General features: G+C 65.4%; 24 protein-coding genes. 11 read left to right on the forward strand and 13 right to left on the reverse strand.

What is annotated here, in order from left to right:
* Positions 1–103: 103 nt before the first annotated feature.
* A complete protein-coding gene (locus tag NKJ34_RS05475; protein WP_253737268.1) occupies positions 104–304 on the forward strand; it encodes a hypothetical protein in 201 nt (66 codons plus the stop codon).
* Between the two features lie 33 nt (positions 305–337).
* On the opposite strand, the gene NKJ34_RS05480 is transcribed toward NKJ34_RS05475, so the two are convergent.
* From NKJ34_RS05480 to NKJ34_RS05500, 5 genes are all read right to left on the reverse strand, one after another.
* The gene (locus NKJ34_RS05480) at positions 338–1,213 is read right to left on the reverse strand and encodes an ATP-grasp domain-containing protein (RefSeq protein ID WP_253737269.1); all 876 of its coding nucleotides are present in this window, start codon (positions 1,211–1,213) and stop codon (positions 338–340) included.
* A 45-nt stretch (positions 1,214–1,258) separates the two neighbouring features.
* Positions 1,259–1,789, reverse strand: a complete 531-nt coding sequence (locus tag NKJ34_RS05485) for a 50S ribosomal protein L16 (protein WP_253737270.1) — start codon at positions 1,787–1,789, stop codon at positions 1,259–1,261.
* A gap of 100 nt (positions 1,790–1,889) precedes the next feature.
* Entirely contained in the window at positions 1,890–2,726 is an 837-nt protein-coding gene (locus NKJ34_RS05490; protein WP_253737271.1) for an AAC(3) family N-acetyltransferase, read from the reverse strand.
* A gap of 66 nt (positions 2,727–2,792) precedes the next feature.
* A complete protein-coding gene (locus tag NKJ34_RS05495; protein WP_253737272.1) occupies positions 2,793–3,068 on the reverse strand; it encodes a ribonuclease P protein component 4 in 276 nt (91 codons plus the stop codon).
* A gap of 46 nt (positions 3,069–3,114) precedes the next feature.
* Positions 3,115–3,510 carry a hypothetical protein gene (locus NKJ34_RS05500; protein ID WP_253737273.1) on the reverse strand — a complete coding sequence of 132 codons (396 nt, stop codon included), beginning with the start codon at positions 3,508–3,510 and terminating at the stop codon, positions 3,115–3,117.
* A gap of 131 nt (positions 3,511–3,641) precedes the next feature.
* On the opposite strand from NKJ34_RS05500, the gene NKJ34_RS05505 reads away from it, so the two are divergent.
* Positions 3,642–4,985: a methyl-accepting chemotaxis protein gene (locus NKJ34_RS05505; RefSeq protein WP_253737274.1), complete on the forward strand. Its 1,344-nt coding sequence runs from the start codon at positions 3,642–3,644 to the stop codon at positions 4,983–4,985.
* On the opposite strand, the gene NKJ34_RS05510 is transcribed toward NKJ34_RS05505, so the two are convergent.
* On the reverse strand, positions 4,982–5,725 hold the full coding sequence (locus NKJ34_RS05510) for a DUF2797 domain-containing protein (protein WP_253737275.1): 744 nt from the start codon (positions 5,723–5,725) through the stop codon (positions 4,982–4,984). The genes NKJ34_RS05505 and NKJ34_RS05510 overlap by 4 nt on opposite strands.
* Before the next feature lie 161 nt (positions 5,726–5,886).
* Between NKJ34_RS05510 and NKJ34_RS05515 the strand changes: the two genes are divergently transcribed.
* A complete protein-coding gene (locus NKJ34_RS05515) occupies positions 5,887–7,428 on the forward strand; it encodes a glutamate-cysteine ligase family protein (protein ID WP_253737276.1) in 1,542 nt (513 codons plus the stop codon).
* A 40-nt stretch (positions 7,429–7,468) separates the two neighbouring features.
* Here NKJ34_RS05515 and cmk read toward each other — a convergent pair whose 3' ends face one another.
* Complete coding sequence (cmk, locus tag NKJ34_RS05520; protein ID WP_253737277.1) at positions 7,469–8,101, reverse strand: (d)CMP kinase; 633 nt, start codon at positions 8,099–8,101, stop codon at positions 7,469–7,471.
* A gap of 111 nt (positions 8,102–8,212) precedes the next feature.
* Here cmk and NKJ34_RS05525 point away from each other — a divergent pair, with 111 nt between their 5' ends.
* The gene (locus tag NKJ34_RS05525) at positions 8,213–8,959 is read left to right on the forward strand and encodes an NRDE family protein (protein ID WP_253737278.1); all 747 of its coding nucleotides are present in this window, start codon (positions 8,213–8,215) and stop codon (positions 8,957–8,959) included.
* A 160-nt stretch (positions 8,960–9,119) separates the two neighbouring features.
* Complete coding sequence (locus NKJ34_RS05530; RefSeq protein WP_253737279.1) at positions 9,120–9,473, forward strand: helix-turn-helix transcriptional regulator; 354 nt, start codon at positions 9,120–9,122, stop codon at positions 9,471–9,473.
* 115 nt (positions 9,474–9,588) lie between these two features.
* Here the strand turns inward: NKJ34_RS05530 and NKJ34_RS05535 are convergent, their stop codons facing one another.
* Positions 9,589–10,671: a phosphotransacetylase family protein gene (locus tag NKJ34_RS05535; protein WP_253737280.1), complete on the reverse strand. Its 1,083-nt coding sequence runs from the start codon at positions 10,669–10,671 to the stop codon at positions 9,589–9,591.
* Complete coding sequence (locus NKJ34_RS05540) at positions 10,668–12,761, reverse strand: acetate--CoA ligase family protein (RefSeq protein ID WP_253737593.1); 2,094 nt, start codon at positions 12,759–12,761, stop codon at positions 10,668–10,670. Before NKJ34_RS05540 ends, NKJ34_RS05535 begins: the two co-directional genes overlap by 4 nt.
* Before the next feature lie 449 nt (positions 12,762–13,210).
* Between NKJ34_RS05540 and NKJ34_RS05545 the strand changes: the two genes are divergently transcribed.
* The 3 genes from NKJ34_RS05545 to NKJ34_RS05555 are packed head-to-tail and all read left to right on the forward strand — an operon-like array spanning position 13,211 to position 16,207.
* Positions 13,211–14,320 carry a metal ABC transporter solute-binding protein, Zn/Mn family gene (locus tag NKJ34_RS05545; RefSeq protein WP_253737281.1) on the forward strand — a complete coding sequence of 370 codons (1,110 nt, stop codon included), beginning with the start codon at positions 13,211–13,213 and terminating at the stop codon, positions 14,318–14,320.
* Positions 14,321–14,369: 49 nt separating this feature from the next.
* Complete coding sequence (locus NKJ34_RS05550; RefSeq protein ID WP_253737282.1) at positions 14,370–15,110, forward strand: metal ABC transporter ATP-binding protein; 741 nt, start codon at positions 14,370–14,372, stop codon at positions 15,108–15,110.
* On the forward strand, positions 15,110–16,207 hold the full coding sequence (locus NKJ34_RS05555) for a metal ABC transporter permease (RefSeq protein WP_253737283.1): 1,098 nt from the start codon (positions 15,110–15,112) through the stop codon (positions 16,205–16,207). Before NKJ34_RS05550 ends, NKJ34_RS05555 begins: the two co-directional genes overlap by 1 nt.
* A 21-nt stretch (positions 16,208–16,228) precedes the next feature.
* On the opposite strand, the gene NKJ34_RS05560 is transcribed toward NKJ34_RS05555, so the two are convergent.
* Complete coding sequence (locus NKJ34_RS05560; RefSeq protein WP_253737284.1) at positions 16,229–16,513, reverse strand: DUF7545 family protein; 285 nt, start codon at positions 16,511–16,513, stop codon at positions 16,229–16,231.
* A 93-nt stretch (positions 16,514–16,606) separates the two neighbouring features.
* Here NKJ34_RS05560 and NKJ34_RS05565 point away from each other — a divergent pair, with 93 nt between their 5' ends.
* Positions 16,607–17,152 (forward strand): type II toxin-antitoxin system RatA family toxin, encoded by a 546-nt coding sequence (locus tag NKJ34_RS05565; protein ID WP_253737285.1) that lies wholly within the window; start codon positions 16,607–16,609, stop codon positions 17,150–17,152.
* A gap of 67 nt (positions 17,153–17,219) precedes the next feature.
* Positions 17,220–18,557 carry a Trk system potassium transporter TrkA gene (gene trkA, locus NKJ34_RS05570; RefSeq protein ID WP_253737594.1) on the forward strand — a complete coding sequence of 446 codons (1,338 nt, stop codon included), beginning with the start codon at positions 17,220–17,222 and terminating at the stop codon, positions 18,555–18,557.
* A 12-nt stretch (positions 18,558–18,569) separates the two neighbouring features.
* Here the strand turns inward: trkA and gatA are convergent, their stop codons facing one another.
* Both gatA and gatC read right to left on the reverse strand, forming a co-directional pair.
* Positions 18,570–19,844 (reverse strand): Asp-tRNA(Asn)/Glu-tRNA(Gln) amidotransferase subunit GatA, encoded by a 1,275-nt coding sequence (gene gatA / locus NKJ34_RS05575; RefSeq protein WP_253737286.1) that lies wholly within the window; start codon positions 19,842–19,844, stop codon positions 18,570–18,572.
* Positions 19,841–20,119, reverse strand: coding sequence for an Asp-tRNA(Asn)/Glu-tRNA(Gln) amidotransferase subunit GatC (gatC, locus tag NKJ34_RS05580; protein ID WP_253737287.1), 279 nt, complete (start codon positions 20,117–20,119; stop codon positions 19,841–19,843). The genes gatA and gatC overlap by 4 nt, the downstream gene beginning before the upstream one ends.
* A gap of 327 nt (positions 20,120–20,446) precedes the next feature.
* Between gatC and NKJ34_RS05585 the strand changes: the two genes are divergently transcribed.
* The gene (locus NKJ34_RS05585) at positions 20,447–21,433 is read left to right on the forward strand and encodes a transcription initiation factor IIB (protein ID WP_253737288.1); all 987 of its coding nucleotides are present in this window, start codon (positions 20,447–20,449) and stop codon (positions 21,431–21,433) included.
* Between the two features lie 17 nt (positions 21,434–21,450).
* On the opposite strand, the gene NKJ34_RS05590 is transcribed toward NKJ34_RS05585, so the two are convergent.
* Positions 21,451–22,806, reverse strand: coding sequence for a TIGR00341 family protein (locus NKJ34_RS05590; RefSeq protein ID WP_253737289.1), 1,356 nt, complete (start codon positions 22,804–22,806; stop codon positions 21,451–21,453).
* Positions 22,807–22,817: the final 11 nt, after the last annotated feature.

The raw sequence follows: 22,817 nt of genomic DNA on the forward strand, positions 1-22,817 counted from the left end.
ATATCCGTACCAGCAACACGAACGACAGCACCGTGACTCACGAACAATGATATCACGCCACAACCGTTTTAGCTGCACGTGACGAAAGTTCAGAACACAAACAATGTCACGGGGTATCAAGATTCTGGACGGGATCTCGAAATGGATCCGTGAGTCGATCGGCCCGGAAGCCGAAAACCGGGGGCAAGGCGAGGCCAGCGAGGACGACCAGACGAACGACGAGGAAGCCGAAGACGACGGATACGACTCGCCAGTCTGCTGTTCGGCCGCGAGCAACACCGACCTCACAGTGCTCAGCGAGTGAGTACTAGCTGTTCCGACTGATCCGGTCGTAGCGTCACCCGTCGCGAGCAGTACGTTTGATCAGGTCCGCGAGCCGGTCGTAGAAGCCCTCTTCGTACTTCGTTGCGGCATCCACTGTCGGCCGGGCGTTGGTCTCGTTGACCACGAGTCGGTCGTCCGTTTCGAGCAGGTCGACACCCAAATACGAAATCCCAAGTACATCTGCCACCCGCTCGGCAAGCCGTCGATGTTCGGCCGGGAGGTCCACCCCCGTGGCTTCCGCGCCGCGGTGGACGTTGTGTTTCCACCGGCCTTCACCCAGTGATTCGGGCAGTCGACGCTCGACCGCGCCGACGTACTCGCCGTCGACGACCATCACCCGGTAGTCACGGGCGTCGGGCAGGTACTCCTGAATCAGATAGGATTTGTCGCCGGTCGCCCGGTAGTCGTGGACGAGGTTCAGGTAGTCGACGATCCCAAGCAAGCTGTCTACGTCGCCGGCTTTCGCCACGCCGACCCCGCGGGTCGCGGAGTTCGGTTTGACGACCACCGGAAACGAGAGGTCGGCGACGGCGTCGGTGACGACCGACTCGTCGACCGGGTTCGAGAGCATGACCGTCTCGGGAACCGGTAGATCGGCCTCGCTGAGGGCGGCGATCACCCCACCCTTGTTGCGGGAGGTCAGCACCGCCTCGCGGTCGTTGACCCACGGGAGGTCGTGGATGGCGTCGACCGCAGTGCCCTCCATGAGTCGACCTGGAAAGACGAACCCCACATCGAAGGCGGCGGTGGGGTCGACGGGGTCGCGGTCGGTCAGTCGAATGGATCGCTCTTTGGCTTGCAGGTGGTCGACGTCGATCCCGCGGTCGGCAAGTGGCTCGCGGAGTCGGTCGAAGGTTTCTGCAGTCGTCGACAATGCGAGCCGGAGCATACGCTCTCGGTTGGGGGGAGACAGCAAAAGCGGTGATGGTTCAGTCTACGAGACGAGCAGCTTCTCGCCGCGCTCGACGACGATGCGGCACGGCGGCGAGATCTTGTTGTAGGCCCGTCGGAAGGCTTCCTTGACGACGGGAGCCTGCTCAGCGGTACAGTAGGCGGTGAAGATCGGCTCGTTCGCGCCGACTCGGGCGGCGGTGCCGACGATCTTCCCGAAGGACTGCCGCATCCCGTCTGAGACACGGTCGGCGCCCGCACCGGTCGCCTGCTTGTTCTCCCGGATGACTTGGTGGGGGAACTTCCGGAGCTGCATCTTGTAGTTGCCCTCGCCGAGGGTCTTCAGCAGGTGGCGGTTCGCCGAGAGCCGCGAGGACTCCAGCGAGCCGTGGCGGAGTTGGACGGCCTCCTCCGAGACGAGGCTGATTTTGACCGGGTAGTCGTCGGGGTCGGCCTGCAGGTCGCCCATGTCGTGTTGGGCGATCTTCGAGCCGGGGATGCCGGTGATGTACTCACGTCGTGTGTACGAGGGCTTGTCGATATCCCTGTACATCGAAGCAGGTTTCTCTCCCATGGTTACTTGTCGAGTCGAACGCCACTGGCCCGAATAAAGCCTTCGATGGCATCCGGCGAATTCGCCGGGTGTGAGGCAGTCTCACGGACGAACGCGCCGCTCAGGTCACCAGATAGTAGGGGTCGGCTTCCAGTTTCGGTTCGAGGGCCTCCCGCATCTCGCGGGCGTTGAACGCGAAGAGCCGCAGGCCGTTGCGATTGTAGCGGTCGAGGACGCCGGCGTCGACCAGATCGTCGGCGATCTTGGCGCGGTTCCACGTCACCGGCCGCCGGTAGTGGTGGGTGCGCTGGCTGACCTCCTCGTGGTCGGTCTCGTCGTAGTAGATCACGCCCTCGTAGTCGACCGGGTCGACGTAGGGGACGTCGGCGATATACTCGATGTAGTGGAGCTGGGAGGCGACGAGCCAGTCGGTGCCGATGTTGAGATACTGGACGTCGTCGTCGTCGAGCGCGCCGAAACAGCCGTCGGGGGACCAAGTGTCGTGGTGGTCACAGTCCGGAAAACGGCGGGGGCCGCGGACCAACACCGAGTTGGTCGCGTCGTCGGTTCGGTAGTCGGCGACCGACTGGAACAGCTTGGCGAAGGTACCGAAGCGGGGCGTCGAGTACTGTTTGTGGTAGACTCGGCCGTCGTCCTTGCGGAACGAGGGCGTGAACCCGGGCGTGATGATCGTCTCGAAGCGGCGGTCGAGTTCCTCGATCACGAACTCGAATGGGTCGCCGTCGACGGCGGCGTTGACGTCGCGCAGCCCGACGTGAACGAAGACGGTGTCGTCAGTGTATCGGTCGAGGAGTGCCGCCAGCGCCGCTTCGTCGACCGGGCCGGCCGCCCCCGAGCGGAGTCGGCGGCGGAGGACCATCGACGCGCGGGCACCGAGCGTTCGAAGGTGGTGGTAGCGCGTGGCGGCACGGTCGGCCGCCGACTGGGAGCCGGACATACGGTAGTCGACACGTGACGCGAGAGGCTCCAATAGCCCTTGTGCCCAACTACATACCGGCCGCTGTCAGTCGTAGGGGTAGCGGTGGGTCGCCCCGCAGTCACAGCGGACGACCACCCGGCCGTCGTCGACACGGACGCGGGCGTTGCGACCGGGGCGAAGCGCGACATCGCACCGAGAACAGGTGAATCGTTTGAACCGCCGGGGGAGGCCACACCGGTCCCGCTCGGCGATCCGGCGGGCCAGCCGGACGTACTCCCGCGAGCGGTCGTACTCGCCGCCGGCGGCCGCCGCCATAGCAAGCTCGAACAGTTCGTCGATGCGCTCCTCGGCGATCCCCATCACTTCATGGGGTGTGTGGCGGTCTGTTAGGTGTTCCGGACCGCGGCTAGTCGTCTTCGAGGGCGTCGGCGATCCGCCGAAGCTCGCGGTTGGCGTCCCTGACCTCGTCTCTGAGCTGGCGGACCTCACGGACCAGTTCCTCGTTGCCGCCGGACTCCTCGCCGGGACCGGCCGGACCGCCGGGGCCACCACCCATGCCGGGGCCGCCACCGCCGCCCACCATCCCGCCCATCATCTGGGCGAAGGGGTTGCCGCCGCCACCCATGCCGGGGCCGCCGCCGCCCATCATCTCTTCGGGGCTCGGGGCACCCTCACCGCCCTCTTCGCGTTCTTTCTGGCGCTTCTCGCGGATCTCTTCGACCCGCTCGCGGAACGATTTTTCCTCGTCGTCCGCTCCGTTCTCGCCCTCGTCGCCGTCGGCTGATGACTCGTCGTCAGTCATAGCCATCGGTTCGACCGGCGGACTGAAAACGGTTGTTCATCCGAGCTCGTCGACACCGGCGGCCTAGGGGGTGTTATCAGCACGGATAATTGCGACCGTAGGTTATTTTGTCACGCTACCGATCCAAGGGTATGAGCCAGTCAGGCGACCACACCGATCTTCCTTCTGAGCAGTTCCAGCTGGCCGAGCAGTTCAGCGAGCTCGGCGAGACAGCGGCCAAAGTCGAACTCCAAGAACGAACCAAGGAGCTGACGGCGATCCGGCGAGCCACCGAACTGTTTACCGATGCCGATCGGACGATCGACCAGTTGATCGACACCTACGTCGACGAGCTTCCCCAGTGGTTCCAGTATCCAAGTGTCACCGAGGCCCAGATCGCAGTCGGCGATCGGATCGCCGAATCGCCGGGGTTCGAGCGGACCGGGGAGTCGTTGACCCACGAGGCGACCACCGATCAGGGGACGCGGATCGTGATCGACGTCGTCTACACCGAGGAGCGACCGCCGGCCGACGACGGGCCGTGGCTCACCGAGGAACACGATATGGTCGAGACGGTGCTGGGGTTCATCACCAACGCCGTGGGCCAGCAGGAACACCAACAGCGGCTCGAAGAAGAGCTCCAACAGCAGCGGGTCGTCGCCGACGACGTCGACGCCGGCGTCCAGGACATCAAGCGAACCGTCCAGGACATGACCGCTAGCACGAACGAGATCAGCGATCACGCGCACAACTCCGCGGACTCGATGGGCGAGGTCGCCCAAGAGATCGCCGACATGTCGGCGACCGTCGAGGAGATCGCCTCGACGGCCGAGGAGGTCGCCGCAACCAGCGCTAACGCCGAGGAACTCGCCGACGAGGGTCGTGCGGCCGCCACCGAGGCCATCGACGTGATGGAACGGGTCGACGAGTCGACACAGACCGTCTCGGCGGACGTCGGCACGCTGCAGGATCGGATCGACGAGATCGACGAGATCGTCGAGGTGATCAACGATATCGCCGACCAGACGAACATCCTCGCGCTCAACGCCTCGATCGAGGCCGCCCGCGCCGGCGAGGCCGGCTCTGGCTTCGCCGTGGTCGCCGACGAGGTCAAATCGCTGGCCGGCGAATCACAGGAACACGCCACGGAGATCGAGAAGATGATCGAAGAGATCAAATCCGACGCCGACGACACCGTCGCCAGCCTCGAAGAGACGACCAAGGAAGTCGACGAGGGGATCGAGAAGGTCGAAAACGCGATGGATACCCTTCAGGACATCGCCCAAGCGGTCCAAGAGGCCTCTCAGGGGATCCAAGAGGTGTCGAGTGCGACCGACGATCAGGCCGTCTCGACCGAGGAGGTCGCCAGCATGGTGAACGAACTCGTCGAGGAGACCGAGACCGTCGCCAGCGAGATCCAGGAGATCGCCGCCGCAAACGAGGAGCAGGCCCAGAAGGTCGAAGACATCAGCCAGAGCGTCCAACAACTGAACTAAAAGGAACCGAGACTCGACTGGAGTTCCCGCTGTTGTCGACCCTCCGTCACCTCGTAGCCGACCAACGCCCGCAGGTCGACCGCGTAGGTCGACCCGCCGCGGTCGATCACCAACAGCCGTCCCTTCGTTCCCCGCACCGTCCCGGTCGCCAGCGTCTCGTCGACCGGCTGGCTGTCGAGATCGAGCCCGTAGTCGAAATCGAAGGTTTCGATCGGCTCGAACTCGTCACAGAGGGCCGCCCACGCCGCGCCGTCGACCGACCGACCAAGCCCGGCCAACTTGGTCGGCACGCGCACCCGGTCGGGGATCTCGTCGGCGATCTCGGCTTCGAGCCGGCGGGCGATCCGGCCGTCGTCGACGGTCCGGATGTGGGCGGCCCGATCCGCGCCCTGCTCGCGGAGTCGCGTTGTCAGCCGCCACTCCTTGGTGACGCCGACTTTGAACCGGTCGGGGGCGAAGGCCGCGAGGTAGACCGCGTGGTCGTCGAAACAGTCCATCTCGTCTTTGAGACACGTCCCGGTACACCGGGCACAGACCCACGTATGCTGGTGGTCCGGGCAGTAGGGCGCTTTCGGGTTCTCGCAGGCGATGTGGCGCTCGTCGTGGACCGCGCCCGCGCAGTGTCGCTGCCCGAGGGTGTATTCGAGTTCGGTCCCGGGTTCGAGATCGCGGTAGCGCAGGCCGTCGCCGTCGCTCAGCAACAGCCCGCCGTCGGCAGCGTCGTAGCCCACGATCTGCACGGTCGACCTACAGGGCCGCCGGATAAATCCGTGTTCATCCCGGAGAGGTCGGCGACTCCACTTGCTTTGCGGCTCCAACGGTGTCGACTACCCGGCCGAACGACGGTCGTCGACTGCCGCCCCCGACAGGTCTATCAGACTGGATTGCGACCCTCAGGGAAATGACGCAATCGACGTTTCTGGATCTCGTCCAGCAGTCGCTGTCGGCCGAGACGGCCGCCGAGTTCGAACGTCGGGTCGACGACCAGTCGGCTCGGCTGCGTGAGGCGATCAGTGCAGGCGACCTCGATTCCCCCGACTTCGGCGTTGGCATGGAGTTGGAGGTCTATGCGGTCGACGACGAGGCGACCCTCACCCGCCTCCCCAAATCGGTGTTCGAGGCCGACTGTGAGAAGGAACTCGGCCTGCACAACGCCGAACTCAACACCTCGCCGGATCCCCTGACCGCCGCGGGTATCGAAGCCCAAGCCGACAAGCTCCGAGCCAGCGTCGAGTCGACGCGGGCAGCCGCACGCGACGCGGGCTGCGAGATCGTCCTCGATGCGATGTGGTCGGTGCCGCCGGCCGAGGGGACCGCCGCCTATTTCGGCGATGTCGACCGCGAGAACGGCGTGCTCGTGGCGAACAACATGGCTCACTCGCCGCGGTACAGCGCCATCGACACCGCAATCCTCGACGAGTGCGACGGCAGCGTCTCGCTGTCGGTACCGGGCGCCGAGGTATCGGTCCCAACCATCCTCGTCGAATCGCTCACCAGTTCGATCCAGCCGCATCTCCAGCTCCCCGACACCGAGACGTTCCCCGACGCGTACAACGCCGCGATCGCCACCCTCGGGCCGGTGCTCGCGCTGTCGACCAACTCGCCGCTGCTGCCGGTCGACTGTTACGACGTCGACGACCCGGAGACGCTCCTCGACGACACTCACCACGAACTCCGGATCGACGCCTTCGAGGAGCCGATCAACGGCGCGTGGGAGAAGGTCCGGTTCCCCGACAAACTCGACGAACCCACCGACGTCGTCGACCTGCTGGTCGCGGATCCGACAGTTGCCCCGTTCCTCCGGGAGTGGCTGGTCGAGGAGCCGCGGGAGACGTTCGCCGACGAGTTCTGGGAGCTCGACCACAAGCGCGGGACCTACTGGCGGTGGCTACGAGCAGTGACCGGCGGCCAGCCGGTGGGCGACGGTGACGACCGATCGATCCGCATCGAGTACCGCCCGATCCCGACCCAGCCGACCGTCGACGACATCGTCGGCCTCCAGTGTCTCGTGACCGGGCTCGTTCGGGGGCTCCTGGCGGCCGACCACCCCGTCAAAAACCTCGACGGAGCGGCCGCCGAGGCGGCATTTTACAACGCCGTTCGGGACGGGGTCGACGCCGAGTTGCGGTGGCTTACCGTCGACGGCGAGGAAACGACCGACTCGTCGGTCATCTATGCGGAGCTCTTCGAGTACGCCCGCCGCGGCCTCCGCGAGCAGGGGGTGGGCGAGGAGACGATCAGCCGCTATCTCGACCCGATCGAGGCACGGTGGGACCGGCGATACACCCCGAGTCAGTGGAAACTCGACTGGGTTCGGGCAGCCCTCGACGACGGGCAGCCGTTTGCCGAGGCCGTCCGTGAGATGCAGCAGGCCTACATCGAGCAGTCCTCGACGGGGACGCCGTTCGCCGAGTGGGATGCGCCCGTAGGTCGGCACCGGTAGTCGGCGGCTACTGTAGGATAGTCGGTGAGTAACGAGGTGTTTAGACGTCGACCGGCGGCGTCTCGAAGGCTCCCTCGTCGGCCTCCCGATCGTAGGATTCGATCGCCGCGCGGACGAGCTGGAAGACGCCCTCTTTGTTCCACCGAGCGGTGTTGATCTGCAGGTCGTAGAACTCCCGGTCGTCGACGTCGATATCGTAGTACGATTGGTAGCGGCCGGCCTCGCTGACCTCCCGGACCCGCATCTCGGCCTCGGTTTCGGCTCGGCCGTCGATCCGGTCGAGTCGGACGGCTTCCGGAGCGTCGAGCCAGAGCCGCAAGTCGGCATGCTCGCCGGCAAGCCAGCCTGCAAGCCGTGATTCGAGGATGAACGGTTTCTCCGCCGCCCCCCACTTTTCGGCGATCGACTGGAGGCGATCGTCGAGCGCGCGGTCGATCGAGTCGCTGGTGTCGGCTTCAGCGATCTGCTGGTTGAGGCTGATATCGTTTTCCTCGGCGAGCTCCCGGAAGATATCGCCGCCGGAGACGTACGGACAGTCCATCGCCGCCGACAGCCGGTTACAGAGCGTCGTCGCCCCACAGCCCGGCGGCCCCGAAACCGTGATCAGGAGGTCGGTATCGATCTTCGTCTCGGCGACATCGCTCGCCGTCAGGCGTGTATCATTATTGGTCATGTGGGTTGACTCTCACCTTCGCAGGAATACCTGTTATGCCCATCGGTTCCGGCGACCGAGCGCGCTCGACCCGGAGGCGATCTTTTATATACGGGCGTGCTACGGCCGTCCGTGTGCACACTCGTGTTCGTCTGGCAGGCCTTGCCCGACGCGCCGGTCGTCGCCGCCGCCAACCGTGACGAAGCGCTGGGTCGACCGTCGGATCCGCCCGGTCGGTTCCGTGAGGAGCCGGCCGCCATCGCCCCACGGGACGGCACCGCCGGCGGAACGTGGATCGGCTACAACGAGGCGGGGGTGTTCGTCGGCGTCACCAACCGCTGGGTCGACCGCGAGGGCGACCGTTCGCGGGGCCGGCTCGTCGCCGACTGCCTCGGCTGTGCGTCGACCGATGAGGCCGTCGCCCACGTCCGCGAGGCCGTCACCCCACATCGGTATGCGGGGTTTAACCTCGTCGTTGCCGACGCCGACCGCGCGGTGTGTCTCGAATGGGACGGCACACTCTCGGTGAATGACTTCGAGCCCGGGATTCACGTCGTCGTCAACGTCGGCGTGGACGACGCGTTCTTCGTGCCCGATGCACGTCCCGAAGCCGGCCGCGAGCAGGCGATCAACGCGCGAGCGCTCCGCGCGGCGCTCGATCCCCACCCGGAGGAGACGGCCGTCGACTGGCTTGACCGGGCGGGTGCGGCGCTAGGCGACCACGAGTACGACGTCTGTATCCACGGCAACGGGTTCGGCACGCGGTCGGCGTCGCTGATCAGCCTCGAATCCGGTACCGAGGAGGCGGTGGGCCGCTACTGGTTCGCCGACGGCCCGCCCTGCCGGACCGACTTCGAGCGGGTCGACGCCGGCCTGTAGCCACAATCGCGGCTGCGTCGATTCCTCATTCGAGGGGCCCTTAGACGGCGTCGGCGTGATCACTGTCGGCTCGGAACTCGTCCCCCGGTTCGGTCTCCCACCGACCACGACGGGCGCGTTTCCTAAACTGTTAAACGACTTGCGACCGGACTACGACCATATGAGCGCCGCCGAGATCGAAGACAGTCTCTCCGACGACGAGTATCGTGGGCTGGAACTCATCCGGGAAACGGGTGGGATTCATCAGAGCGACTTCTGGAAGGAACTCGATGTCTCCTCCCGGAAGGGGAGTCGAATCGCGGAGGCGCTGGTCGACTCCGGACTGATCAAACGTGAAGACACCGTCTACAACGGCCACAACACCTACTATCTCGAACCCGCCGCCCGCGACCTCGACTTCCGGCTCTTGATGGCTGGCGACATGCTCTCGCCGTTCATCGGCGAGGAGGAAGTCGACCCCCGAAGCGACTCCTTTTCGCAGTGGCTGATGAATCTGGCCTACGAGGACCACTAACCGGCTCTCGGCTCCGCGGCGACAGACCGGCTTCTCCAGTCGACTCCGACCGATCGCAGATTGGTATTCGGCAACTAACAAAAGGGGTTTCCGACCGTCTGTGAACCGACGACAGCTACTCGTCGGTGTCGGCGGCCTCGACGTCGCCGATCAGCGCGTCGACGTCGACCCGCTCGGTCAGGAGATCGGCCATCGTCTCGACGGTCCGTCGGTCACGCGTGCGGCCGCTGCGGACGACCGACTCGGCGCGTTCGACGGCGGTGAGCGTGTCGGTGTTGATCTGGAGCACCGGCGTGTTGGCCTCGGCGGCCCGGCCCAAAATTGCGGGCGAGGGTCGGTGGCCGCCGGTGAGGATCAGACATTTGACGCCGCTGGCTTCCAGCGCGGCGGTGTGGATGTCCGAGCGGTCGCCGCCGGTGATGACCGCCGCATCCCGTGCCCGCCGGAAGTAGCGCAGCGCCTCGTCGCCACCCATCGCGCCGACGAGGAACCGCTCGACGACCGCATCGGTGTCGACATCGGTCAGGGTGTCGGCGCCGAGTTCGTCGGCGAGGTCGGCAATGCTGACTCCTGCGAGGTCGGTCTCCTGTGGCACCGCGCCGAAGACCTCGATCCCCTTGCTTTCGAGGAACGGGATCACGTCGCTGTTGAGCTCCTCGAAGGCGGTATCGGCGATCCGGTTGAAGACGATCCCGGCAAGGTCCTCACCGAGGTCGTCGACTGCCGCCAGAATGCCGTCGATGTCGGCCGGCTGGGTGTAGTCGGCGACCAGCAGGACATCGGCGTCGAGGAGTCCGGCGATATCGCTGTCGGTGAGGCCGACGATCCCGCCGGTGGTGAGCGAGCCGCCGCCCTCGACGACCATCAGATCCCGACCCTCGGCGAGCCCGTCGAACTGGGTGCGGATCTGCTCGCGGAGTTCGGTGGGGTCCTCGCGGCCGCGCATCGCACCGTCGATGAACGTCGGCGAGTAGACGACGGGTTCGAGTTCGTGCATCTCGGCGTCGAGATCCAGCAGTTCGCGGGCGAGCATGGGGTCCTCGTCGAGCGTCTTGCCGACGTTGCTCTGCAGGCGGGTCCCCTTGGGTTTCATGTAGCCGACCGACTGTCCCCGCTCGTGGGCGATAGTCGCCAGTGCGAGGGAGATCGCGGTCTTGCCGGTGCTTTCTTCGGTTGCGGTGATGAGTAGCGTGTTCATAGTTCTTCAGGGTCGACGGTGAGTCTGATATCGACGGCGTCGACGCCGTCGGGCGTTGCCACCAGCGGGTTGATGTCGAACTCCATGATCGCCGGGAAGTCAGCGACCAGCTGCGAGAGTCGCTGGATCGTCTCGACGATCCCGTCGATGTCGGCCGGATCACGGCCCCGTGCGCCACGTAGGAGCGGCGCCGTCTTGATTTCTTCCGTCATCTCGCGGGCTTCGGTCTCCGAGACCGGCGCGACGCGGAAGGTCGTGTCTTCGAGCACCTCCACGAAGATCCCGCCGAGCCCGAACATCATCAGCGGGCCGAACTGCGGATCGCGGTTCATCCCGACGATGGTCTCGGTGCCGGCGTCGAGATCCGACATCTCCTGTACTTGGACGCCGAGCAGGTTCGCGTCGGGCTGATAGTTCCGCGCTCGGGTGATCAGGTCCTCGAAGGCGTCCTCGACCTCGTCGTCGCTCACCCCGACTTTGACGCCGCCGATGTCCGACTTGTGGAGGATGTCTGGGGAGACGATTTTCATGACCACGTCGCCCTCGATCCGTTCGGCCACTTCCCGAGCGTCTTCGGGCGAGTCGACGATCTCGCTGTCGGGCATCGGAATCCCGTAGGCCTCCAGCAGACCCATGGCCTCGACGCCCAGCCGGTTGTCCGGCCGGTCTTCGACGCGTTCGAGGATCTCGCGGGCCGCCTCGCGGTCGACATCGAAGTCGGCGGGCGCGTCGTACTCGCGGCGCTGGATCTGGCGGTACTCCCACAACGAATCGAGGGCGTCGATCGCTCGGGAGGGATCGAAGTAGTTCGGGATCCCCGCATCCGAGAGGAGTTCCGCCGACTCGTCGACGCTCTCGCCGCCCATGAAGCAGGCTGCCACGGGTTTGCCGTGTTTCTCCCGCATCTTGACGGTCTCCTCGGCCAACTGCTCGTAGTCGAGGACTGCCGTGGGACAGGACAGCACCATCGCCGAGCCGACGTTGTCGTCGGCCAAGGCGATATCCAGCGCCTCGCTGAACCGGTCGACGTCGGCGTCGCCGACGATGTCGACCGGGTTGTAGATGTTGCCCTCCGGCGGGAGTTGTTCGGAGAACGTATCGAGAGTCTCCTGCTCGAAGGAGGCCATCTCCAGATCGGCGTCGCCGACCGCGTCGGTCGACATCACGCCCGGCCCCCCGGCGTTGGTGATCACGGCCACCTCGTTGCTGTCGGGGACGGGCTGGTTGGCCAGCATCTGGGCGGCGTCGAACAGTTCCTGGACCGATTCGGCCCGGAGAACCCCCGCCTGATCGAGGCCGGCCTCGTAGGCCTGCTCGGAGCCCGCGATCGTTCCGGTATGCGAGGAGGCGGCCTGTGCGCCGGCGTCGGTGCGCCCGGATTTGACAAGCACGATCGGCGTATCTTGGGTGACCTCGCGGGCGGTATCGATGAAGTCACGCCCGCTGGAGATCCCCTCCAGATAGCCGATGATCACGTCGGTGTCGTCGTCGTCACCCCAGTGGTCGACGAAGTCGGTCTCGTCGAGGACGGCCTTGTTGCCCAGCGAGGCGACGTCCTTGAAGCCCATCCCCTCGTCGTTGGCCCAGTCGAGAACGGCCGTGATGAACGCTCCCGACTGGCTCATGAACGACATCGAGCCCGGTTCGGCGTTCTCCGGCCCGAAGGAGGCGTTCATCCCGTTGGACGTCGACATGATGCCGAGGCTGTTGGGGCCGACGAGATCCATGTCGTACTCCGCGGCGATCTCTTTGAGTTCCTGCTCCCGGCTCGCACCGTCGCTGCCGGTCTCGCCGAAGCCCGCGGTGATGACCACGACGTTCGTCACCCCGGCCTCGCCGGCCTCTTCGAGGGCCGGCAAAACGATCTTCGGCGGAACGACGATCACCGCCATGTCCGCGTCGGCCTCGCCGACCCCGTCGACACAGGGGAGATCCAAGACCTCATCGTAGTTGGGGTTGACCGGGATAATCGTCCCATCGTAATCCGCGATCAGATTACTGGTGACGGCCCGCCCGATCGACCCCTCACGTGCGGTCGCACCGACGACGGCGATGCGCTCGGGCGCGAATAGCTCGGTTAGGGTTCCCATCATCTTGGAGTTTCGACTCACCGTTCTTAAAGACGGTGTCCCACGATTCACACGCCGTGTGACACGTTAGATCCATCTACATTATTTGTGAAAATTGAGGATGGAGGCCCGCTGTTCGTATTTTATTGCGTGTGTATTATATACACAATATTGTGAAACAGTCGACCGTGCAGCCGACCCTCGCGCGCGGGAGTTTCACGAAAACAAATCCGTTTCGATTCCGCTGTGACGCCGCCCATCGGTCAACTCCGGCCTCTTATTTCGTTGGTCTTTCGGCCGTCAAAGCGGTGTCGAACGCGTTGCGGATGGACCGGTCGTATGAGATGCGGCCGGTCCTCGATGACCTCGGTGCGGCTGCGATAATAACTGAAACAGTATAGTTAGGCCATATTAATAAGAAAAACATAGGAGATAATAATATTTTTATTGGTCGGACTGTTGGAGCGAGTATGAACCCGACACGGCGGCGCGTACTCCGGAGTGGTGCTGGCGCACTGGCACTCGGCGGACTGGCTGGCTGTCTCGACGAGACAGCGGGCGGTCCGACCGGTTTCGACTCGGCGTATGCGGCGTTTTTCGCCCTCGCCGACTGGTCGCAGGCGGTCGCCGGCGACGCGGCGACCGTCGAGAACCCGGTCGACTTCGGCCAGTTAGGCCACGGCTGGGAACCCGACGGCGATCTGCCGCGGGAGGTGGCCTCGACCGACGCCTTCGTCTACCTCGATACGCCGGAGTTCTCGTGGGCCCAAGACCTCGCGTCGACGCTCGAAGCCGACTACGAGGGCGTCGCAGCGATCGACGCCCTCGATGGCCTCGAATCGCGGATGATCGACAGCAGCCACGGCCACGGCCACGGCGACGAACACGCCGAAGACGCTGACGCCCACGACGGTGAGGACGAACACCACGACGAAACCGAAGACGGACATCACAACGAAACCGAAGACGGACATCACAACGAAACCGGAGACGAACACCACGACGAGCACGCCGACGAGACCGCGAGCGAGGTCGACCGCGGCCAATTCGATCCCCACGTCTGGGTCGACCCGGTGCTCGCACAGGAGATGGTCGACACCATCGCCGCGGGGTTCGCCGAGATCGACCCCGAGAACGGCGAGAGCTACGAGACCAACGCGGCCGCCTACAACGACCGACTGGCCGACCTCGATTCACAGCTCCAGGCGCTCGCCGACGACGCCGAGCGGTCGACGGTCGTACTGGCGACCCACTCCTCGTTCGCCTACGTCGAAGCCCGGTACGACTTTGAGATCCACACGGTCGCCGGGATCTCGCCGGACGCCGAGCCGGATTCCTCGGAGATCGCCGGGACGGTCGATCTCGTCGACGAAAGCGGGATCGACGTGATCCTCTACGACCGCTTCGAGTCCGACCGGCTGGCCGAGACCATCGTCGAAAACAGCGGCGCGACCGAGACGATGGCTGTCACCGCCGGAGCCGGCACCCTCCGGGAGTGGGCCGACGACGGACTTGATTTCGTCGACCAGATGGAGCAGATCACCATCCCGGCGTTCCGCCGCGCGCTCGGTGCGGAATAAAAATGAAAGCACTAAACACGCCCCTCGTCCACTCACCACTGAACAGCCAGTGAATCCGGTTATTAGTCTCGATTCGGTGACGTTCGCCTACGGCGAGACCCCCGCCGTCAGCGACATCACTCTCGATGTCGACGCCGGGGAGTTCCTCGGCCTCATCGGCCCCAACGGCTCCGGCAAGACGACGCTGCTGCATCTCATGTTGGGCCTCCACGAACCGGACAGCGGGCGCGTCGAACTGTTCGGCGAGCCCGTCGACGAGTTCGACGACGGCCACCGGATCGGCTACGTCTCCCAACAGTCGACCAGCCAGTCGGGGTCGATGCCCGTCACCGTCCGCGAGAACGTCACCATGGGTCGGTTCGCCCACGTCGGCCACTCGCGGCTGTCAGCCGACGATTACCGGACCGTCGACGACGCCCTCGAAACGGTCGGCATTGCCGATCTCGCCGACCGACGCATGAGCGCCCTCTCGGGCGGCCAGCGCCAGCGGGCCTACATCGCCCGGGCGCTCGCTTCGGAGGCCGACCTGCTGGCACTCGACGAGCCCACGGTCGGCGTCGACGCCGAATCCCGCGACGCCTTCTATCAGCTCCTCGACGATCTCAACGCCGACGGAATCACGATCATCCTGATCGAACACGACATCGGCGTCGTCACCGACCGCGCCAGTCGCATCGCCTGTATCAACACCGAACTGTTCCACCACGGCGACACCGAGTCCTTCGTCGACAGCGAGGCGCTCACCGAAGCCTACGGCGTCTCGGGTCGCGTGGTTCACCACGATCACTGATGAGCACCGACACCGAACCCACCGACAGCACCGCCCCCACCGCCACAGACGGCACTCCCTCGGGGCCGCTGGGTCGACTCCGAACCAGCGGAACGACCCGCGAAACCGTCGAACTCGCCGCCCTCGGCGTTATCGGGCTGCTGGCGGTCGTCATGCTCGGCTTCATCGCCCTCTACTGGCTCCGGGAGCTGCCGTACGCCGCCACCGCCTACGAGCAGTTCCGGATCGGCGGTCGACTGCTGGATCTCTATCTCGGGACGAACGTGTTCAAACACCCCTTCATGTGGCAGTCGCTGTCGACGGGCGTCCTGATCGGCATCGTCGCCCCGCTGGTCGGGTCGTTTCTCGTCCACCGCGAGATGGCACTCATCGGCGAGACACTCGCGCATGCGGCCTTCGCGGGCGTCGCGGTGAGCCTCCTGTTTAACGCGGTGACGGGCTGGGACGGCTCGCTGCTGTTCGGCGCGCTCATCGTAGGCGTGATCGGCGCGCTGGGCGTCCAGTGGCTCGCCGACCGGACCGACACCTACGGCGACGTACCGATCGCCATCATGCTCAGCGGGAGTTTCGCGCTGGGGACGCTCATCATCAGCTACGGCCGCGGCCTCACCGGGATCAGCATCGAGGGCTACCTCTTTGGGAGTCTCGCTGTCGTGACCGTCGACGGCGCGCGTATGATGGCGATCCTGAGCGTTCTCGTCGTCGGCGGCGTACTGTTCAACTACAAACAGCTACTCTTCATTACCTTCGACGAGCAGGCCGCCCGCGTCGCCCAACTGCCGGTCAACAGCTACAACACGCTGTTGGTCGTGATGACTGCCGTGGTGGTCGTTGGCGCGATGCAGGTACTGGGGATCATTCTGGTCGCCGCGATGCTCGTGGTGCCGGTGGCGGCGGCCTCCCAGATCGCCGTCTCCTTCCGGGAGACGATGTACCTCTCGGTCATCTTCGGGCAGGTGGCGATCCTCGTCGGGTTCGCCGTCTCGATCGCGATGAGTCTCCCGTCGGGTGGCTCGATCGTAATGGCGGCGATCGGGCTCTATCTCGGCTCGATCGCGCTCTCGAAAAAGGGTGTGACTGCGCTGTCGACGCACTGAGTCGGTGGTGCGGGTCGGTCGTTAGTGGCTGTGGCCCATCGCTTCGGACAGCGGCATGCCGAAGCGGTCCTCGAACAGCTCTTCCATCGTCTCGTTGATCTCAACCAGATCCGAGGGCGTCTCGCCCTGCGAGTGGTGGACCATCGCGTGGGCGTGCTGGGCGAGCGCCTGCACCACGATGTCGCTGATTACCTGTGTCGGCTCCTCGCCCTGTTCGGCGAGGGTGTCGACCAAGCCCGCAGGCAGTTCGACGTCGTCGGTGTCGCCGCTCGGTCCCTCGATGGTGTAGGTTTCGGTGTCGACCATACCTGCAGGTCGCGGCACAGCCATAAGTGGCTGTGGAATTCCGTCTCCCGATCTCCGTGAAGGTATAAGAGCCACCCGTCCGAACCCGTGAGCGTGGATACGATTGTCGTCAGCACGGTGATCTACGAGGACCCCGAGACGGTCTACGACGTGCTGCTGGATTTCCCCCGGTATGCGAAGTATTCGGAGTACCTCACCGGCGTCGACACGCTCCGGGGCGACGGCGGCGTCGGCACCCAGTACGCCCTGAACTTCGCGTGGTGGAAACTCACCTACACGGCCCACTCGGAGGTCGTCGACACCGAGTCCCCCGAGAAGATCGACTGGCGGGTGATCAAGGACCTCTCGGCCAACGGCCACTGGCGGGTCGAGGAACGCGAGGACCTCCCGGCCGGGGCCCCCGACGACGCCACCGTTGCCTGTGACGTCTCGCTGCGGATCGATTTCGACCCGGATTCGGCCGACGGCAGCGCGGTGAACCTCCCGACGCTGGTCTCGTGGGGCTGGGTGCTGAAGAAGGTGATTCCGCTGATCAAAGACGAGGCCGAGCGCGTCGTTCAGCGCGCCGTGGCCGACGTCGAGGGTCGACGCCGGCAGAACGTCGAGTTTTCCGTCCAGGTCGACTCCGAATACCTCTGAGTCGATTGGGGATGCGAAACGATATACCGGGCGCCAAGCAATGCGCTCGTATGAGAGGGAGTGTCTCGTGAGGGTCCTCATCGTCGGTGCGGGGCAGGTCGGCGAGTCGATCGCGTCGGATCTGGCCGCCAGCCACGACGTAACCGTCGTCGACCAGCGGGAGGATCGCGCCGAGGAACTCGCGTTTGCCTACGATGTCCTAACGGTCGCGGGCGACGGCACCGAGACGAGCGTGCTCGAAGAGGCTGGGATCACCGAGGCCGACATGGTGATCGCCAGCACCGACGACGACGAGACCAACATCGTCGTCTGTTCGACCGCCGCCGCCCTCGGCGAGGCGTTCACCATCGCCCGGATCAAGCAGAACAAGTACCTCCACACCTGGGAGCGTTCCGAACGGGCCTTCGGCGTCGACTACATGGTCTGTACGAACCTGCTGACCGCCCAGTCGATCGTCCGGGTGGTCGGTCTGCCCGCCGCGGTGGATGTCGACCCCTTCGCCGGCGGCCGGGTTCAGATGGCCGAGTTCGAGATCAGCGATCAGTGTCCGGTCGTCGACCAGACCATCGCGGAGGCCGACCGTTACGACTCGCTGACCTTTGCGGCGCTGCTCCGGAACGGCGACGTGATCGTCCCCGACGGGTCGACGGTCATCGAGGCCGGCGACCGGGTAGTCGTCATCGGGAGCCCCCAGAGCGTCCACAACTTCGCCGATTCGCTGGCCCCGAACCACTCGACGGGCAGCGACGAGGAGGTCGCCATCATCGGCGGCAGCGAGATCGGCTACCACGTCGCCCGCCTGTTGGGCGACCGCGGGTTCCGCCCGCGGCTGATCGAACAGGACCCCGATCGGGCCCGGGAACTCGCCGAGGAACTCCCGAAGTCGACGGTCCTCGAATCGGACGCCACCGACATCGAGTTCCTCGAACGCGAACACATCGGCGACGCCGACATCGTCGTCGCCGCCCTCGAAAGCGACGAAAAGAACCTGCTGGTCTCGCTGCTCGCCCAGCGGCTCGGGGCCGACCGCACCGTCGCCATCATCGATACCCCCTCCTACGTCGAACTGTTCGAGACCGTCGGCATCGACGTGGCGATCAACCCACGGGTGGTCGTCGCCGAGGAGATTACTCGACTGACCCAATCCGGCAAGGCCGAGAACGTCGCGCTCATCGAGACCGACAAGGCCGAGGTCATCGAGATCGAGGTGAACGCCGACAGCATCCTGGCCGACCGGCCGATCCGCGAGTCGACCGCCGACCTCCCCGCCGGGGTCGTCATCGGCGCGATCACGCGGAAACGCGAGTTCGTGAGGCCGCGGGGCGATACGGAGATCCGCCCCGGCGATCACGTCGTGCTGTTCGTCGACGCCGAGGCCATCGAGAAGACGACCGCAAAACTCTGACCGCTTCGATAGCTACTCCTCGACCGCGCTGGCGGCTCGGATGATCGTCTCCTCGCCGAACTTCGGACCGATGAGCTGGAGGCCGACCGGCAGCCCGTCGACGTCGCCGGCCGGCACCGAGATCGCGGGCAGGTTGGCGAGGTTAACCGGCACCGTATTCGCGTCCATCAGGTAGAGCTGCAGGGGATCGTCCAGACTCTCGCCGAGTGCCGGCGGCGTGACCGGCATGGTGGGTGAGGCCAGCACGTCGACCTCCTCGAAGGCCTCGTCGAAGTCCTGTTTGACCCATGCACGGGCGTCCTGTGCCTTCTTGTAGTATTTGTCGTGGTAGCCCGCCGAGAGGGCGTAGGTCCCCAGCAGGATGCGGCGTTTGACCTCGGGACCGAAGCCCTCCTCGCGGACGGCGGCGAAGCTGTCGTTCCAGTTGCCCTCGCGGTCGCCCTCGGGACCGTAGCGGACGCCGTCGAACCGCGCGAGGTTCGAGGAGGCCTCCGACATGGCGATCACGTAGTAGGCCTGCACCGCGTGTTCCAGCGAATCCAGCGAGACCTCCGTGATCTCTGCGCCCTGTGATTCGAGTTCGTCCAGCGACGCCTCGAAGGTCTCGACGACGTCGTCGTCGGCTCCCTCGATGAGATCGGTGATAACGCCGATGGAGAGGCCGTCGACGTCGCCGTCGGCGGCCGCGGCGTACTCGGAGTCGGCGGCCCGATCGTGAGTCGTCGCGTCGTGGTCGTCGGGGCCCGCGATCACGTCGAGCAGGAGCGCGGCGTCCTCGACCGTGGTTGCGAGCGGGCCGACCTGTTCCAGACTGTTGGCGTAGGCGACGATCCCGTACCGCGAGACGAGTCCGTAGGTGGGTTTGATGCCGACGACGCCACAGAACGCCGCGGGGTTCCGAACCGAGCCACCGGTGTCGCTGCCAAGGGCGAGATCGGCGTCGCCGGCGGCGACCGCCGCCGCCGAGCCACCGGAGGAGCCGCCGGGGACGTGGCCCGGCGCGGCGGGGTTCTCGGTGGGGCCGAACGCCGAGGTCTCGGTGGTGCCGCCCATGGCGAACTCGTCCATGTTGGCCTTGCCGACGATGGTGGCTCCCGCATCGAGCACGCGGTCGACCACGGTCGCGTTGTACGGTGGGACGTAGTCGGCGAGCATCGCCGACCCGCAGGTCGTCCGGACGCCCTCGGTCGACATGTTGTCCTTGATGGCGATCGTGCGGTCGGCCAGCGGCCCCGCGTCGTCGCCCGCGACTGTCGACTCGGTGACGAAGACGTTGTGATCGCTCATGAGACGCTCGGCCCCTTGAAGTAGCCGTCCTCGGTCTCCGGGGCGTTCTGGAGGGCTTCCTCCTGTGAGAGTCCCTCGTGGACCTCGTCGTCACGCATCACGTTGACGAGTTCGGGCTCGGAGTCGACTTCGGGCACCTCGTCGAGCGCCTCGAAGTAGTCCAGAATGTCGGCGAACTGCTCGGTGAACTCGTCGACTTCCGTGTCGGCGAGATCCACGCGGGCGAGCCCGGCGACGTGGCGTACGTCCTCGGGGTCGACAGGCGAATCGCTCATATCTACCCCGAACCGCGGCCGGTGAGTAAGGGTTTCGATCCACCCATCGAAGGCCCGCCATCGCTGCCGACCGACTACGGACGGACCCCCACGTCGACCCCGATTGCGGGTGCAACAACAGTCAAGTGGGTACTGCCATACCCACACGTAAAACCGCCCGCAGTAACCGGGGGGTATTGTTAATGGTTTTCACCCCGACGCCGTATTGCTATTTTCGCAGTTTTTGGCCGAGATATTATGGGATACAATTAAGTAATTCCAGTTCTTGAATACTGATGGAGATCAGCCCGTGAGAGAGACGTATCTGTCCCACGCTCCATACAAATCATGACTGATAACGTCCGTACGTTTACCGACGAGCACACCCGACAGCGCGACCGGTCGACCGAGGCGTCGACTGACTCCGAGGAGACGGTTCGCTGTCCGGAATGCGGGGGGAACCTCACCACCGACACCGAACGCGGTGAGACGGTGTGTGCAGACTGTGGGCTCGTCGTCGAGGAGGACGAGATAGATCACGGTCCCGAGTGGCGCGCCTTCGACAGCGCCGAGAAGGACCAAAAGTCCCGTGTCGGCGCGCCGACGACGAAAATGATGCACGACAAGGGGCTGAGTACGAACATCGGCTGGCAGGACCGGGATGCCTACGGCAAATCGCTCTCGTCGCGGCAACGCCAGAAGATGCAGCGGCTGCGCACGTGGAACGAGCGGTTCCGCACCCGGGACAGCAAGGAGCGCAACCTCAAACAGGCCCTCGGCGAGATCGACCGGATGGCCTCGGCGTTGGGACTGCCGGACAACGTCCGGGAGACCGCCTCGGTCATCTATCGCCGGGCACTGAGCGAAGACCTCCTGCCGGGTCGGTCGATCGAGGGGGTATCGACCGCCTCGCTGTACGCCGCGGCACGGCAGGCCGGCACCCCGCGGAGCCTCGACGAGCTGACGGGTATCTCGCGGGTCGACAAAGACGAGATCGCCCGCACCTACCGGTATATCGCCCGCGAGCTCTCCCTCGAAATCAAGCCCGCGGATCCCGAACAGTACGTCCCGCGGTTCGCCTCGGATCTCGATCTGAGCGACGAGGCCGAACGCCGAGCCCGCGAGCTGCTGGGGACCGCCAAGGCACAAGGCGTCCACAGCGGCAAATCGCCGGTGGGGCTGGCCGCGGCGGCCATCTACGCCGCCTCGCTGTTGACCAACCAGAAGGTGACCCAGAGCCAGGTCAGCGAGGTCGCCAACATCTCCGAGGTCACGATCCGCAACCGCTACCACGAACTGCTCGAAGCCGACCAGCAGACCCAGTCGGTCGCCTGACGCGGGTTTCGTTTCTGTTAGCCCGTCGACCCGTCCGATACGGCGAAGCTAATCCCGAACCCGTCGAGGGGTGGCTCCGGGGCTTCCCGCTCTGAGAACTCCGCTTCGAGGAAGCCGACCTGCACGAAGACGTCCTGTTCCAGTCGTTCGGTTAGCTCGTCGTCGAACCGCTGAGCGAGATCCGGCGGCGTCGGGAAATCACGCGGGATCCCGACCAGTACGTTTACCTTTGGTTCGTTGCCGAGCAGTACGTCGACCGGTTCGTAGTCGACCGTGACATCGACCAACTCGACACCCTCGATGTCGGCCTCGTCGAAGGCCGCCTGCAGTTCGGCCTGTGTCTGCTGTTCGAACGTCTGGGTGTGGTAAGTCGCGACGGTCACTGTGGCAAGCACCAGCGACAACACCGCGATGCCAGTCGCGACGACCACGATGCGGGAGGCGACCGCCCGCCTGATCGACTCGCCCTCGATAGTGTCGGCTGGTCGGAACCCCGCAGCGTAGAACAGCACGAGCGCCGAGAGGTTGATCGCCAAGAGGTTAACAGCCACAAGCACGCCTGCGGCGATGGCCGCGCCTACCACGCCGAAGGCGATGCCGAGTCCAGCGGTCGCGGCCGGCGGTATCAGTGCGACCGCAATGGCGACACCGACCAGCGTCGACCCCGAGCCGCGCATGATGCTGATCGCGCCTGCCAACCCCGAACCGAGGGCGAGAAACAGCGACAGGAAGTTCGGACTCGTTCGCTCGGTGATCTGAGGGATCGAGAGAATGTCGAGGGCCGGCGGAATTAGCACCGTCTGCTGGAGCAGCCAGCCCATGATCGCCGCCGTCAGGATCGCAGCAAGTAGTCCCGTGATCTGCAGTCGCACGCCACGCGATCGCATCGGCTGGTCGGCGAGGACCGCCCCGACGCTGGCGGAGATGGCCGGCCCCATTAACGGGGCGACCACCATCGCGCCGATGATCGTCGCCGCCGAATCCAGCAAGAGGCCGGTCGTGGCGATGATTGTACTCAACACGAGAAACGCGAAGAACGTCGAGTTTGCCGGGGCGAGTTCCTCGGCCCGTGTGGTCAGCTCCTCCCGGGAAATTCGGAGCCCCGGGAAGCGGTCGACCAGCGCCGCGAGCCGCTGGGAGACGACCGTCTCGGTCGGCAGGACGATCGTGTAGACGTCCTCGCGGATGCCTGCCTCGCGAAGTCGGTCGAGGATCGGCTCGACGCCGCTCGCTGGGACGGGAAACTGGACCATCGCCTCGAAATCGCCGCGGCCGACCTCCTCGAACAGCGCATAGTCGACGCCCTGCTCGTCGAGCGATTCGAGGACGCGCGCTCGTGTTCCCTCCGGGACGAGTAGTTGAACGAGACGCATACGAACGGTAC

Origin of the sequence: Halohasta salina (genome assembly GCF_024178165.1) — an archaeon.
In the GTDB taxonomy this organism is placed as follows: domain Archaea; phylum Halobacteriota; class Halobacteria; order Halobacteriales; family Haloferacaceae; genus Halohasta; species Halohasta salina.

Excerpts from the sequence above, each read along its gene's own strand:
- NKJ34_RS05480 (WP_253737269.1), bottom strand. The coding sequence starts at position 1,213 with ATGCTCCGGCTCGCATTGTCGACGACTGCAGAAACCTTCGACCGACTC.
- NKJ34_RS05585 (WP_253737288.1), top strand. The coding sequence starts at position 20,447 with ATGACTGATAACGTCCGTACGTTTACCGACGAGCACACCCGACAGCGC.
- NKJ34_RS05530 (WP_253737279.1), top strand. The coding sequence starts at position 9,120 with ATGAGCGCCGCCGAGATCGAAGACAGTCTCTCCGACGACGAGTATCGT.
- NKJ34_RS05515 (WP_253737276.1), top strand. The coding sequence starts at position 5,887 with ATGACGCAATCGACGTTTCTGGATCTCGTCCAGCAGTCGCTGTCGGCC.
- gatA (WP_253737286.1), bottom strand. The coding sequence starts at position 19,844 with ATGAGCGATCACAACGTCTTCGTCACCGAGTCGACAGTCGCGGGCGAC.
- NKJ34_RS05555 (WP_253737283.1), top strand. The coding sequence starts at position 15,110 with ATGAGCACCGACACCGAACCCACCGACAGCACCGCCCCCACCGCCACA.
- gatC (WP_253737287.1), bottom strand. The coding sequence starts at position 20,119 with ATGAGCGATTCGCCTGTCGACCCCGAGGACGTACGCCACGTCGCCGGG.
- NKJ34_RS05490 (WP_253737271.1), bottom strand. The coding sequence starts at position 2,726 with ATGTCCGGCTCCCAGTCGGCGGCCGACCGTGCCGCCACGCGCTACCAC.
- NKJ34_RS05505 (WP_253737274.1), top strand. The coding sequence starts at position 3,642 with ATGAGCCAGTCAGGCGACCACACCGATCTTCCTTCTGAGCAGTTCCAG.
- NKJ34_RS05545 (WP_253737281.1), top strand. The coding sequence starts at position 13,211 with ATGAACCCGACACGGCGGCGCGTACTCCGGAGTGGTGCTGGCGCACTG.
- NKJ34_RS05475 (WP_253737268.1), top strand. The coding sequence starts at position 104 with ATGTCACGGGGTATCAAGATTCTGGACGGGATCTCGAAATGGATCCGT.
- NKJ34_RS05540 (WP_253737593.1), bottom strand. The coding sequence starts at position 12,761 with ATGGGAACCCTAACCGAGCTATTCGCGCCCGAGCGCATCGCCGTCGTC.
- NKJ34_RS05495 (WP_253737272.1), bottom strand. The coding sequence starts at position 3,068 with ATGGGGATCGCCGAGGAGCGCATCGACGAACTGTTCGAGCTTGCTATG.
- NKJ34_RS05590 (WP_253737289.1), bottom strand. The coding sequence starts at position 22,806 with ATGCGTCTCGTTCAACTACTCGTCCCGGAGGGAACACGAGCGCGCGTC.
- NKJ34_RS05535 (WP_253737280.1), bottom strand. The coding sequence starts at position 10,671 with ATGAACACGCTACTCATCACCGCAACCGAAGAAAGCACCGGCAAGACC.
- NKJ34_RS05500 (WP_253737273.1), bottom strand. The coding sequence starts at position 3,510 with ATGACTGACGACGAGTCATCAGCCGACGGCGACGAGGGCGAGAACGGA.
- cmk (WP_253737277.1), bottom strand. The coding sequence starts at position 8,101 with ATGACCAATAATGATACACGCCTGACGGCGAGCGATGTCGCCGAGACG.
- NKJ34_RS05485 (WP_253737270.1), bottom strand. The coding sequence starts at position 1,789 with ATGGGAGAGAAACCTGCTTCGATGTACAGGGATATCGACAAGCCCTCG.
- NKJ34_RS05560 (WP_253737284.1), bottom strand. The coding sequence starts at position 16,513 with ATGGTCGACACCGAAACCTACACCATCGAGGGACCGAGCGGCGACACC.